This window comes from Pseudoalteromonas sp. Z1A6, from assembly GCF_011378745.1.
GTDB lineage: Bacteria > Pseudomonadota > Gammaproteobacteria > Enterobacterales > Alteromonadaceae > Pseudoalteromonas > Pseudoalteromonas arctica.
Window position 1 is genome coordinate 1 of record NZ_WTKW01000093.1, and the last position, 13352, is coordinate 13352.

Annotated in this window: 12 protein-coding genes and 6 tRNA genes; 16 read left to right on the forward strand and 2 right to left on the reverse strand. The window is 39.9% G+C overall.

Annotated features, from left to right (window positions below):
• Positions 1 to 272: 272 nt before the first annotated feature.
• A tRNA-Pro gene (locus GQR46_RS07990) sits at positions 273 to 349 on the reverse strand.
• 111 nt (positions 350 to 460) lie between these two features.
• Positions 461 to 1084 carry an arylesterase gene (locus GQR46_RS07995; RefSeq protein ID WP_165728852.1) on the reverse strand — a complete coding sequence of 208 codons (624 nt, stop codon included), beginning with the start codon at positions 1082 to 1084 and terminating at the stop codon, positions 461 to 463.
• Here GQR46_RS07995 and GQR46_RS08000 point away from each other — a divergent pair, their 5' ends adjacent.
• The 16 genes from GQR46_RS08000 (at position 1085) to GQR46_RS08075 (ending at position 13245) form a co-directional block, all read left to right on the forward strand.
• Positions 1085 to 1798: an ABC transporter ATP-binding protein gene (locus GQR46_RS08000; protein WP_165728877.1), complete on the forward strand. Its 714-nt coding sequence runs from the start codon at positions 1085 to 1087 to the stop codon at positions 1796 to 1798.
• On the forward strand, positions 1788 to 4289 hold the full coding sequence (locus GQR46_RS08005; protein WP_165740649.1) for an FtsX-like permease family protein: 2502 nt from the start codon (positions 1788 to 1790) through the stop codon (positions 4287 to 4289). Before GQR46_RS08000 ends, GQR46_RS08005 begins: the two co-directional genes overlap by 11 nt.
• A 130-nt stretch (positions 4290 to 4419) precedes the next feature.
• Positions 4420 to 4944: a crossover junction endodeoxyribonuclease RuvC gene (gene ruvC / locus GQR46_RS08010; RefSeq protein WP_002960649.1), complete on the forward strand. Its 525-nt coding sequence runs from the start codon at positions 4420 to 4422 to the stop codon at positions 4942 to 4944.
• A 2-nt stretch (positions 4945 to 4946) separates the two neighbouring features.
• Positions 4947 to 5564, forward strand: coding sequence for a Holliday junction branch migration protein RuvA (gene ruvA / locus GQR46_RS08015; RefSeq protein ID WP_002960647.1), 618 nt, complete (start codon positions 4947 to 4949; stop codon positions 5562 to 5564).
• A gap of 7 nt (positions 5565 to 5571) precedes the next feature.
• The gene (ruvB, locus tag GQR46_RS08020) at positions 5572 to 6579 is read left to right on the forward strand and encodes a Holliday junction branch migration DNA helicase RuvB (protein WP_165740650.1); all 1008 of its coding nucleotides are present in this window, start codon (positions 5572 to 5574) and stop codon (positions 6577 to 6579) included.
• Positions 6580 to 7559: 980 nt separating this feature from the next.
• Complete coding sequence (gene tolQ / locus GQR46_RS08025; protein WP_007580384.1) at positions 7560 to 8264, forward strand: protein TolQ; 705 nt, start codon at positions 7560 to 7562, stop codon at positions 8262 to 8264.
• Positions 8251 to 8679, forward strand: coding sequence for a protein TolR (tolR, locus tag GQR46_RS08030; protein ID WP_149592638.1), 429 nt, complete (start codon positions 8251 to 8253; stop codon positions 8677 to 8679). The genes tolQ and tolR overlap by 14 nt, the downstream gene beginning before the upstream one ends.
• A gap of 4 nt (positions 8680 to 8683) precedes the next feature.
• Positions 8684 to 9610: a cell envelope integrity protein TolA gene (gene tolA, locus GQR46_RS08035; protein WP_165740651.1), complete on the forward strand. Its 927-nt coding sequence runs from the start codon at positions 8684 to 8686 to the stop codon at positions 9608 to 9610.
• Between the two features lie 9 nt (positions 9611 to 9619).
• Positions 9620 to 10978, forward strand: coding sequence for a Tol-Pal system beta propeller repeat protein TolB (gene tolB, locus GQR46_RS08040; RefSeq protein ID WP_165740652.1), 1359 nt, complete (start codon positions 9620 to 9622; stop codon positions 10976 to 10978).
• A 34-nt stretch (positions 10979 to 11012) separates the two neighbouring features.
• Entirely contained in the window at positions 11013 to 11555 is a 543-nt protein-coding gene (pal, locus tag GQR46_RS08045; RefSeq protein ID WP_149592635.1) for a peptidoglycan-associated lipoprotein Pal, read from the forward strand.
• 13 nt (positions 11556 to 11568) lie between these two features.
• A complete protein-coding gene (gene ybgF / locus GQR46_RS08050; protein WP_024590479.1) occupies positions 11569 to 12318 on the forward strand; it encodes a tol-pal system protein YbgF in 750 nt (249 codons plus the stop codon).
• 226 nt (positions 12319 to 12544) lie between these two features.
• Positions 12545 to 12620, forward strand: a tRNA-Lys gene (locus GQR46_RS08055).
• 70 nt (positions 12621 to 12690) lie between these two features.
• Positions 12691 to 12766: transfer RNA gene (locus tag GQR46_RS08060), tRNA-Lys, on the forward strand.
• A gap of 84 nt (positions 12767 to 12850) precedes the next feature.
• Positions 12851 to 12926, forward strand: a tRNA-Lys gene (locus tag GQR46_RS08065).
• A gap of 84 nt (positions 12927 to 13010) precedes the next feature.
• A tRNA-Lys gene (locus GQR46_RS08070) sits at positions 13011 to 13086 on the forward strand.
• An 83-nt stretch (positions 13087 to 13169) separates the two neighbouring features.
• Positions 13170 to 13245: transfer RNA gene (locus GQR46_RS08075), tRNA-Lys, on the forward strand.
• Positions 13246 to 13352 lie beyond the last annotated feature (107 nt).

Sequence of the window (13352 nt, forward strand, 5' to 3'; positions counted from 1 at the left end):
CGATATCATTGTACAGTTTAATTAAAAACCTATTATTAATATTTGATTGAAAATTATACGCTTAACTTTATTTTATTAAAATAGATAACGTTTTTGGTGAGAGTAAGAGGTCTTTAAAACAAGACACAGTGGTGCAGTGTAAACAGGTTGGTATTAAGATTAATAATAAAAAAATATGAAGTAGATATACAGTATTATCGAATTGCTGGAAGTAAAGTTTACTGATGGTTAGGTTTTGATTAACGAGGGTTGTTGTTTAAAAAGGAGTTAATTGGTCGGTATGGAGAGATTCGAACTCTCGACCCCTGCCACCCCATGACAGTGCGCTACCAAGCTGCGCCACATACCGACTTTGTATGCAATAGTACGTGTATTTTTTTAAAAATCAATAAGCGATTGTTTGTTTGGATGTTTATTACGCAAGAGGCATAAAATAGCTCTCTTGCGGTGTATTAATTGGCTAGTCTTTATTTAACCACTTTTTGATCGAGTCATACATCTCATCTCGTATTAATGGCTGGGCTTTTTTGTTAGGGTGTAAACTATCGTTTTGCATTAGATCAGATTGGCTGGCAATATCTAGCATAAAAAAGTTCATTAAATGCGCATTTGTTTCTTCGCTAACGTCTGTAAAAGTGTCTGTAAACATTTTGCTATAACGCGGACCGTAATTAGGGGGAATGTAAATCTCCATTAAGGCGGTCATCGCATTAGCTGCTTGGCTTTTTTGAATAAGAGACGTTAAGTTAGCTTGCATTTTTTTAACTGGAAAACCACGTAAACCGTCGTTAGCACCTAGCTCAATAAGTACATGAGTGGGTTCGTATTGCTCAAGCAATGCATCTAAACGACGTAGGGCGCCTCCAGATGTTTCGCCACTAATACTGGCGTTGATAAGTTCTATGTCGGTTTGTTCGTCATCGTATTTATCTTGTAACAATTTTACCCAGCCTTCTTCTTGTTGAAGTCCGTAGGCTGCACTTAAACTGTCACCGAGTATTAAAATCGTGTTGTTGGCTGCTGCACTCAGCGGTTTGATAACTAAAAATAAAATGAATACTAAACGTAGGATTGAATGAGTCATATGTCAGCGCTTTCTCAATTAAATATAATACAAGTTAATGGTTTGTCTAAAGTAGTCTCTACCTTTGAAGGTGAGCTGCCCATCCTCAGCGACATCAGCTTTAATGTCAAGCATGGCGAGTCTGTTGCTATTGTTGGCACGTCGGGCTCTGGTAAATCTACGTTACTCAGTTTATTAGCAGGGCTGGACACTGCAAGCAGCGGCGAAATATTTTTAGATGGCGAGCCATTACACAATTTAGATGAAGAAGAACGTGCTGCACTGCGCGCGGCTAAAATTGGATTTGTGTTTCAATCGTTTATGTTAGTACAGAGCTTAACTGCACTTGAAAACGTTATGCTGCCAGCAGAGCTTGCTGGCGAAAGTGATGCGAAAGAGCAAGCAATCGCCTTGCTTGAAAAAGTAGGCTTGAGCCATCGAATTGATCATTACCCGTCGCAGCTATCTGGCGGTGAGCAACAACGTGTTGCTATAGCGCGTGCTTTTATTGGTACACCTAAAATACTGTTTGCTGATGAGCCTTCGGCTAACTTAGACAGCAAAAACGGTAAAATGATTGAATCCTTATTATTTGATTTAAATACTCAACATGGCACTACGCTTATTTTAGTTACTCACGATGAAGGGCTTGCACAAAAATGTGAGCATATTATTCAAATAGAAGCGGGTTTACTGGTAAAAAGCGAAGTAGAGGACGTTGCCGATGTGGGTTAAGTTAGCGCTTAAGTTATTTTCGCGAGAATTTCGCCGTGGTGAGTTAACCGTTATAAGCGCGGCTATCGCACTTGCTGTTTTAACCGTACTTACACTGTCGATGGTTACTGAGCGAATAGGGCAAAGTATTGCACAAAAAAGCAGTGCTTTTATTGCTGCAGATCGCGTTCTAGCCAGTGATCATGTGCTCGACACTGCTTTTATTACTAAAGCACAGAGCCAAAATTTAAAAACGGCGCAAATGGTGTACTTCGACACTATGTTGTTTGCCGATGATGAAATGCAGTTTAGCTCAGTAAAAGCGGCATCTAATGCGTACCCGTTAAAAGGGCAGTTAAAAGTTAAAGATACCTTAACAGGTGAAACTAAGGTTGCTAATAGCGGTCCAGCGCCTGGTAATGTGTGGCTAAGTGAGTCAGTATTTTACAGTTTAAACATTGATATAGGTGCGCAAGTAGAACTTGGCGCTGCATTATTTAATGTTTCAAAAGTTATTGTAGAAGAGCCCGATGCGCCATTTAATGTATTTTCAAGCAGCCGTCGTGTGCTTATTAATATTGACGATGTGGCAAAAACCGAAGTTGTGCAACCGGGTAGTCGTGTTTATTACCGCCAACTTTATGCCGGTAGTGAGGCTGACATAAATAGCTTTTACGAGTGGCTCAAACCACAAATGAAAGAAAACCAACAATGGTACGGCGTTAAAGACCGTCAATCACCTATTTCAAATAGTTTAAACCGCGCAGAGAGCTTTTTATTGCTCGCTGGCTTATTGGGTATTATTTTAGCCGCAGTGGCTATAGCCGTTTCAGCAAAACGTTATTGTGAACGCCAATACGACCCAGTAGCAATGATGAAAACATTGGGCGGTAGTCGCTCAATGATCCGCAAAATATACATGCTTCATTTATTGCTTGTGTGTGCAATGGCGGTAAGTATTGGGCTATTAATTGGTTATGGCTTGCAAGAAATAGCAACAAGTTACTTATCAAAAAGTATGGGTACAGAGCTACCTTTGGGTGGCTTTAAACCTTGGCTGGTGGCTATTAGCACTGGCGTAATTTGTGCTGTTATGTTTTCTATTAAACCGTTATTTGATTTATTTGATATTCCACCGCTTAGAGTGCTGCGCCGTAACTTAGGCGACAAGTTAGCAGTAAGTCGTGTGCATTTAGGTATGAGTGCGCTAACTGTGTTTTTATTAATGTGGTTATTTAGTAACAACATAAAAATAACGCTTATTTTGTTTGCCTCAACACTTGCGCTAATTGGTGTGTTGTTTTTAGTATCTAAATTAATATTTGGTGGCGGCCGAAAGCTTGGCTTAAAACCGGGTAATAGTTGGTCGCTTGCAATTGCATCTATTCAAAAGCGTGCAAATGTGAACGCGGTACAGTTAATTAGTTTTTCGTTAGCGATTAAATTACTGCTGTTTTTAGTGGTACTTAAAAACGACATGATATCTGATTGGCAGTCGCAACTACCAAACGATGCGCCTAATGCATTTTTAGTTAATATTACGCAAAATGAGCTTGAGCCAATTAATGAGTATTTAGCAAAAAAAGATATTCAGGTATCAGAGTTTTATCCCACTATTCGTGGACGCGTAAATGCGGTAAACGGCGAGTTGGTAGCACGTTCTGTATCGCTGCAAGACAACGAGAAAAAAGACGAAGAAGCACGTGCAGGTATTGGCCGCGAGCTAAACCTTACATGGCTTAAAGATGTGCCTGACCAAAATGAAGTAACACAAGGCACGTGGTTTGGTGAAAATGCGATGGCTGAAGCCTCAGTAGAGGAGTCGATGCTTGAGCGTTTAGATGTTGAGATAGGCGACACGCTTACATTTTTAATTGGTTCGCAGTCGTTCGACGCTAAAATCACCAGTGTGCGCAAAGTTAATTGGGCCACGCTTAAACCTAACTTTTTTATTATTTTAAGCCCAGATGTACTTGCAGATTTTCCGGCAACGTATATTTCGTCGGTACGTATAAACCCAGATCAAAAGCGTGATTTTAGCCAGTTATTGCATACTTACCCTACTATTACAGCGATTGATATTGATAACTTTGTTAAGCAAATACAAACAACTATTTCGCAAGTATCACTCGCCATTGGCTTTGTACTTGCAATTGTTGTGCTGTGTGGCGCGCTTGTACTTATATCGCAAGTGCAAGCTAGTTTAGGTGAGCGTATGCAAGAAATTGTCATACTGCGAACACTTGGCGCTAAAAGCCGATTAATTAAAAACGCGACCTTGTACGAGTTTTTATTACTCGGCGGTTTAGCTGGCTTAGTTGCCGCATTTTTTAGTGATATAGCGCTTTTAATTGTGCAGCAACAAATGTTTGATTTAGCAGGTAAGTTACATCCGCATATATGGATTATTGGTCCGGTAGCTGGCGGCGTATTTGTGGCTGGTTTAGGCTATTTAATGATTGCCCGAACACTTAAACAAAATACCCAAGGATTAGTGCGTGCCCTAGGGTAAGCTTAAACTAACATGCTCCTTCAAATGCCCACCTAACACGTGGGCATTTTTGTTGTTCTTTGTACTGGTAATTTATACAGTGCTCTGGCATTATTAGCGTAATTTAAAAATAATAACAATGGAGTGCTGTTTGGCCATTATTTTAGGGATCGATCCTGGTTCACGTTTGACCGGATATGGCGTTGTTGCCCACCAAGGCTCTAAATTTACATACTTAGGCAGTGGTTGTATTAAGTTAGCCGATCATCCTTTCCCGGTTAGGCTTAAAATGATCTATCAAGGCATTACACAGCTTATTGAGCAGTTTTCGCCAGAAACCTTTGCCATTGAAAAAGTATTTATGGCGCATAACCCCGATTCAGCTTTAAAGCTTGGCCAAGCTAGAGGCGCTGCTATTGTAGGTGCTGCAATGGCCGACCTGCCCGTATTTGAATATTCAGCTAGGCAAATTAAGCAAGCAGTAGTAGGCAACGGTGGTGCAGATAAAACACAAGTGCAACACATGGTAAAGAATATTTTAAAACTACCCGGTACGCCACAGGCCGATGCAGCTGATGCACTCGCTATTGCGATTTGCCACGCCCACTCAGAACAAAATTTAATTAAACTAGCGGGTAGCGCAAGCAAAACCGTTAGAGGACGTTTAAGGAAATAACTATGATAGGCCGCTTAAATGGTATTTTAGTCGAAAAACAGCCACCAGAAATCTTACTCGAAGTAAGTGGTGTAGGTTACGAAGTACAAATGCCAATGACCTGTTTTTACGATTTACCAAAAATTGGTGAAAACGCGATTGTTTATACGCACTTTGTAGTGCGCGAAGATGCTCAGTTATTATTTGGTTTTAATAATAAAGTTGAGCGTGCCTTATTTAGAGAGCTATTAAAAGCAAATGGCGTTGGTCCAAAACTTGGCTTAGCTATTTTATCGGGTATGTCGGCAAAGCAATTTGTAAGCTGTGTAAATAACGAAGACTCAACATCGCTAGTTAAATTACCGGGTGTAGGTAAAAAAACAGCCGAGCGTTTAGTACTCGAAATGAAAGACAGATTAAAAGATTGGGGTAATGATTTATTTACGCCATTTAGCGACAGCGCAGTAATAGAGCCAATGAGCGATGCGACAATAGCTAATAACGCAGCCGATGATGCCGTATCGGCACTGCTTGCATTAGGTTATAAATTGCCACAAGCGCAAAAAGCAGTAAAATCGATAAGCAAACCCGATATGTCTACTGAGGTTCTTATTAGAGAATCTTTAAAATCAATGTTGTGAGTAACCCATGATTGAAGCGGATCGCTTAATTGATGCGACTGAAAAAACAAATGAAGACTCTATAGATCGTGCAATAAGGCCTAAACTTTTAGCCGATTACAGAGGCCAGCCTCATGTTAAGCAGCAAATGGAAATTTTTATTGAAGCTGCCCGAACCCGTGGTGAAGCGCTCGATCATTTATTAATATTTGGCCCTCCAGGGCTTGGTAAAACCACGCTTGCAAACATTGTGGCCAACGAATTACACGTAAGCATTAAAACAACATCAGGCCCAGTACTTGAAAAAGCGGGCGATTTAGCCGCACTACTTACTAATTTAGAAGAAGGCGACGTACTGTTTATTGATGAAATACACAGACTAAGCCCGCAAGTTGAAGAAATACTCTACCCAGCGATGGAAGACTACCAGCTTGATATAATGATTGGTGAAGGCCCAGCTGCGCGTTCTATTAAATTAGATTTACCTGCATTTACGCTTATTGGTGCAACCACCCGAGCAGGATCGCTTACATCGCCACTACGTGACCGTTTTGGTATTGTGCAGCGATTAGAGTTTTATTCTGTAGAAGATTTATCGCACATAGTAGGGCGCTCTGCACATTATCTTGATTTAGAAATGTGCGACGACGGCGCAACCGAAATTGCACAGCGCTCGCGCGGCACACCGCGAATAGCTAACCGCTTATTGCGCCGCGTACGCGATTACACACAGGTAAAATATGACGGTACAGTAAATGCCGAAGTAGCTAAGCAAGCCCTTGATATGATTGACGTAGATAAAAGCGGTTTTGATTATATGGACCGAAAATATTTACTCGCCATAATTGAAAAATTTATGGGTGGCCCCGTAGGGCTCGACAATGTAGCAGCAGCTATTGGTGAAGAGCGTGAAACAATAGAAGACGTAATAGAGCCATTTTTAATTCAGCAAGGGTTTATTCAGCGCACACCACGTGGGCGAATAGTGTCAGACAGCGCATATCATCACTTTGGTTTACTTCCTAAAAAAGACTAGCCTCATCATATACATTACTTGCTGTGGTTTATTGCGCAGCAGGTAATTGACTTAGTATCCCTTTCTTTCAAATATTTATACGGCTGGTATTTTACCCAAAACCTCAGCACACTGTTGCAAATGTTATTTCAAAATACTTATACGCTTTATAGTTAACTGTTAATTCACAGGGCGTTAAGACTAGCGAAGCTATCCTGCGTACCATTCAAACTAGTAAGCGAATTACTTATCGTAGATTGAGTAAAGCGATTACTAGTTTATAAATATAGTGTGTAGCGTAGTAAATTGCAGGCAAAAAAAAGCCCGCAAAAAATGCGGGCAAACAACAAGTTGAAGGAAGTAATCTAGGGAACTATGTTTTACTTAATTTGGTTTTATCCATAAAGAGTAAAACAATGTAATACGATAAAATATCCTATTACTAAGAACTTGGCTTAATGAAACTATCTCATTCAGTGCGCTAGCTCGGTATGGGGTAATAATACGTAAGAACCTTTATTTGTTCAAACTAGAAAATTTGTATTTTCGGATTAGAAAAACTAATTTAGTGAATTTTACTGTTGTTTAAATCTTGTGCGTTAATTAATCGTTAAGTTTATAAGCTAATGAAATTTATAGTTTAAGTTATATCTTATGTTGCTGCTCGGTATTAGTTTTACTATTACGTGAAGGTAAAGCTTATAAGTTTTGAGTGTTTATGCTCTTATTTTGAATAAACGGCACGTTTTATGACGTTTTACTTATATATTTACGCATATTTATAATTAGCGAGCTTAGTTAAAAGATTAAATAAAATACTGAGGCAAAGGGAAATGCCAACTAAAGCTGTTTTTTAACGTTTTTTGTTGCCTATTCATAGCAATACCGTTGTCAGCTTGAAATGGACTAGATACACTAGATGCAACTTTTGACCGTGTAAGCGGTCATATTTACACAAATTAATCAATTTGCCGTATTTTGAATTTACTTAGGAGTTTAACGTGGGATCAGGGCTTAATTTTTTAGATCTAATTTTAGAAGCAAGTTTGCTTGTTCAATTAGTAATGTTAGGGCTAGTTGCCATGTCTGTAATGTCGTGGACAATTATATTTCAACGTAAAAAAGCAATATCGGATGCACTATCAAATGCTAAGAAATTTGAGCAAAAATTTTGGTCGGGTATTGATTTAAGCAAATTGTATAACGAAATATCGTCACGCAGCGGTCAGTCTCAAGGTATTGAAGCCTTATTTACTTCGGGCTTTAAAGAGTTTGCTCGTCATAAAAAGAATACATTTCAGAGTGCAAGTATTGTTATGGAAGGGACGCACCGCTCTATGCGTGTTGCGCTTTCTCGCGAAATTGAAAAAATTGAATCTAGCTTATCGTTTTTAGCAACGGTAGGCTCTATAAGTCCGTACATCGGTTTGTTTGGTACAGTGTGGGGTATTATGAATGCCTTTATTGCACTAGGTGAAGTTAAGCAAGCTACATTACAAATGGTAGCACCTGGTATTGCAGAGGCTCTCATTGCGACTGCTATGGGTTTATTTGCGGCTATTCCTGCAGTTATTGCTTATAACCGCTTTTCAAATAGTGTTGAAAAGCTTGAGTCTCATTATATTAACTTTATGGAAGAGTTTGCTAATATTTTACACCGTCAAGCAGCTACACAAATAGAGGCACAAGCGAATGTATCAGCGTAAAAAGCGCCGTCCGGTCGCAGAAATTAATGTAGTACCTTACATTGATGTAATGTTGGTATTACTTATTATATTTATGGCAACAGCACCGCTTATTACACACGGTGTAAAAGTTGATTTACCTAAAATGGAAGAGTCTGATTTAGTTGATACTAAAGATGTTCCACCCATTATTGCTTCAATTGATGCAGAGGGTAAATATTATGTAAGCGTAGGTACTGATCCTGAAGAGCCTATGGAAGCACTTGATGTAGCTGCGGTTATAAAATTACAGTTAATGAAAAATCCTGATGTACCAGTTATGATTAAAGGCTCGGGTAAGGTGTCGTATCAAGAAGTATTATTACTAATGGATTTTTTGAAAAATGCAGGCGTACCGTCAGTAGGGTTAATGACTGAATCCTTTGAGGGGAAGTAGTTGTATGAATAGTTCAGTAGTAAAATCGATAGTGCTTCATTTAGGTATTGGTGGCTTTTTGTATGCGTCTGCAAACATTCATCCGCCAGCGCCTAAGGTAATGGAAGTAACGCTTAATTCGGCTATTCCAACGCCAGATAAAGCAGTATCGGCTGTTACGGTTGATCAAAAGCAAGTTGAGCAAAAAATTGCTGAACTTAAAAAGAAAGAAAAAGATAAAAAAAGTGCAGAAGATAAACGTATTCGCGATTTAGAGCGCAGAGCGGCAAATGCACGTAAGCAACGCGAATCTGAATCTAGGCATATTAAAAAGCTAGAGCAAGAGCGTAAAGCTAAAGAAAAAGAAACAGCCGAGGCGCAAGCACAAGCTAAAAAAGCACGTGCAATTGAGAAAAAAGAGCGCGCTAAAGCCAAGCAAGCCGAAAAGCAAAAGCAAGAAGCTGAAACTGCAGCAAAAGCAGCTGCTGATAAACGTAAAACCGAAGAAGACGCACTTAAAAAAGCAGAGGCTGCACGTAAAAAACGTGAAACCGAGGCAAAAGAGCGTGCAGCAGAGGCAGAACGTAAGCGCCAGCAAGCGATGCAAGAGCAAATGTTACAAGAGCAACTTGCCAAAGAGCAGGCTGCCCGTAGTAAAATACGTCAGCAACAAGTAGTGAGCGAAGTAGATAAGTACCGAGCGTTAATTATGGCGCGTATTCAGCAAAACTTACTGATTGATCAAAAAATGAAAAACCAACAGTGCCGAGTAAATATTCGTTTAGGTTTTAATGGTTTAGTAACGCAAGTTAAGTCATTAGGTGGCGATAAGTTAGTATGTGAAGCTGCATTAAGAGCAGTACGCATGGCCGACACATTACCGGTATCTAAAGATAGAGACGTATTCGAACAACTTAAGAATATTAACTTAACAATCAAGCCAGAATTTTAAAGGAATGATATGTTCAACAAAATAAAAATAGCCTGTTTAGTTTTACTGTTTGGATTTCAAGGTGTTGCTAATGCAGCGCTTGAAATTGTAATAACAGAGGGCGTAGACGGTGCAAGGCCTATTGCGATAGTCCCTTTTAAATATCAAGGTGTTGGTCCAATACCTGAAAAATTAAGCGGTGTTATTGCTGCTGATTTAATGCGCAGTGGTAAATTTAAACCTGTAGAAGTGGCACAAATGCCGCAACAGCCAAGTAAAGACAGCGAAATTGATTACGCGTCTTGGGTTAATAAAGGTGTTGAAGCTATTCTTGTTGGTGAAGTAGAGCAGCAGACTGATGGCCGTTACTTAGTACGTTATGAGTTAATTGATGTGATCCGTGGCCAAATTACCGGTGGCAACACGCAAATGATGAGTAATGGTAAACTAGTTAAAAGCCAAGCTCATGTTTTAGAAGCACGTGAAAGTGTTATTAGCGAAAGCGGTTTTCGTCGTTACTCGCACCGGATCAGCGATGTTATTTACGAAAAACTGACGGGTGAAAAAGGCGCGTTTTTAACTAAAATTGCTTATGTAATAGTACGAGATAATGACCCTAAACCTTATCAGTTAGTGGTTGCCGATTACGATGGTTTTAACGAGCAAGTATTACTTCGCTCAAAAGAGCCGTTAATGTCGCCAGCATGGTCACCAGATGGTACTAAGCTAGCGTATGTAACGTTTGAAAACCGTCAAAGCCAAATTTACATTCAAGACATATACACAGGTAAACGCGAAATTGTAGCAAGCTACCGTGGTATTAATGGTGCGCCTCAGTTTTCGCCAGATGGTAAAAAATTACTGTTAGTGCTTTCAAAAGATAAAACAGGCGCAACAGAAGTTTACATGCTTGACTTGGCTACCCGTAAAGAAACACGCTTAACAAATCACCGTAGCATAGATACTGAACCATCTTGGTACCCAAATAGCCAAGATATTGTGTTTACATCTGAAAGGGGTGGTAATGCTCAGATTTATAAGTTAAATTTAAAAACAGGTAGGTCACAACGACTTACCTTTGATGGCGATATGAACCTTGCGGGTTCTATCTCACCAGATGGAAAAGAATTAGTGATGGTTAACCGTACCAACGGGCAGTACCATCTTGCTAAGAAAGAGCTGGCTACAGGTGCGTTCCAAGTACTAACGAGAACACGCCTAGATGAATCACCGAGCATAGCGCCAAATGGTTCGATGATTATATATAGCACGCTTCATAATAATAAACAGGTACTTGCGCTAGTATCGATGGACGGCCGCTTTAAAGCACGGTTACCTGTGCTAGACGGACAAGTAAAGGCACCAGCTTGGTCGCCATACTTACAGTAATATTACTGGTTTACTCAAAATAGGAATCTACTCAATGCAACTTAACAAAATACTTAAAGGCCTGCTAATTGCTGTGCCAGTAATGACATTAGCAGCTTGTAGCTCATCTTCAGATATTGATGAAGGTGCTGCAAACCAATCAAACCAAGGTGTTGTTGAGCAATCAATGAATACTGATACGGTTGAAGTAGCTACAATTTCTCCTGAGCAACAAGCAGAAGAGCAACTTCGTCAAAAGTACGAAGCACTTCGTCAAGAGCAAGTTATCTACTTTGATTTTGATACTGCAACAGTTGAAAGCAAGTACGCAGATTTACTTCGTGCACATGCTGAGTTTTTAGTTCAAAACCCATCAGTTAAAGTACTAATTGAAGGCCACGCAGATGAGCGCGGTACGCCAGAGTACAATATTGCACTAGGTGAGCACCGTGGCCAAGCAGTTGAAAAATACTTATTAAGCTTAGGTGTTTCAGCTAGCCAAATGTCAGTGGTAAGCTACGGTGAAGAGAAGCCAATGGTTAAGTCTCGCACTGAATCAGCTTTCGCTAAAAACCGCCGTGCGGTACTAGTTTACTAAGATAAGAGATATTATGAAGCCGAAAATTATTTTGGCAGCCATGATATTGAGCGGGAGCACCCAGTTAATGGCTGCTCCCGCTCCTGTTTCAGAAGCTGCAAGTTCACAATCAAGTATTGAGAAGCGATTAGCGTCGCTTGAGAATATGATGCAACAGCGTAACTTTTTACAAGTAGAGTTACAGCAACAGCTTAATTTGTTACAAGACGAAGTAAGCCAAATTCGCGGTGTAACTGAAGAGCAAAGCTACAAGCTTGAAAAAGTACTGCAGCGCCAGCGTGAGTTGTACCAAGAAATCGAAAACCGCGTTAGCCAAGCTTATACACAGCCAGCAGCAGCTCCCGCAACTGATTACACGCAACAAAGCAATGCACAGACCTATAGCAGTGACTTATCTGAAAATGAAGCCTATGAGCGCGCTGTTGCGTTAATAATGAAAGATAAACGCTATGACCAAGCGATTCCTGAATTTCAAACGTTTTTAACTACCTACCCAAACTCTGTCTATGCGTCTAATGCGCATTATTGGTTAGGGCAGTTGCTTACTATTAAAAATGATGGTGTAAAAGCAGTAGAGCACTTTAAAGTCGTTGTGAACGAATTTCCAAATTCTAATAAACGCCCAGATGCGATGCTAAAGTTAGGCACACTTTTACAAGATCAAGGTTCAGCGGCGCAAGCGCAAAAAATATTGAGCGATCTTATCAATCAATACCCAAGTACAACCGCTGCAAAACTAGCAACTGATCGTTTAGGAAACTAAAGTTCACTAGCGATTAAATTTCTAGTTAGGGCGAGCAAACTACATGGAAACTCTCGAAGAATCTTGGATTTGCATGTAGTTTGAGCACAAACGGTTTAATTTTGTGCATCTAGACATAAAAACTTAAAAAAAGAGACAATTTCGGTTGCACTCATTTTATAAATAAGTATTATAAGCGCCCGCAGCAAACGAATGGTTACCCCACTCGAAATGCGACAAAAAGAGCGGGTTATTAGCTCAGTTGGTAGAGCAGTTGACTTTTAATCAATTGGTCGATGGTTCAAATCCATCATAACCCACCATTCTTTGAATGGTCTTTTATCGGCGGATTTACGTAGAATACTAAGTTGTTATAAAACGCAACGTCAGAGCGGGTCATTAGCTCAGTTGGTAGAGCAGTTGACTTTTAATCAATTGGTCGATGGTTCAAATCCATCATGACCCACCATTCTTTATTCCTTGTGAATAGAGAGTGGTATCAATCGGCGGATTTACGCAGGCTTTAACTTAGAAATAAGTTAGCAACTGGAACGGGTTATTAGCTCAGTTGGTAGAGCAGTTGACTTTTAATCAATTGGTCGATGGTTCAAATCCATCATAACCCACCATTCTTTATTCCTTTGAATAGTGATTGGTTCCAATCGACGGATTTACGTAAAGTAGTAAGTTGCATTTAAACGCAACAATAGAGCGGGTTATTAGCTCAGTTGGTAGAGCAGTTGACTTTTAATCAATTGGTCGATGGTTCAAATCCATCATAACCCACCATTCTTTATTCCTTGTGAATAGTGTTTGGCATCAATCGGCGGATTTACGTAAGCTTCATTCATAATTGAATAAGTGCATAGAGCGGGTTATTAGCTCAGTTGGTAGAGCAGTTGACTTTTAATCAATTGGTCGATGGTTCAAATCCATCATAACCCACCATTCTATGAGTAGTTTTAATCGGCGGATTTACGTAAGTTTATTCAAAATGAATAAGCGCATGAGCGGGTCATTAGCTCAGTTGGTAGAGCAGTTGACTTTTAATCAAT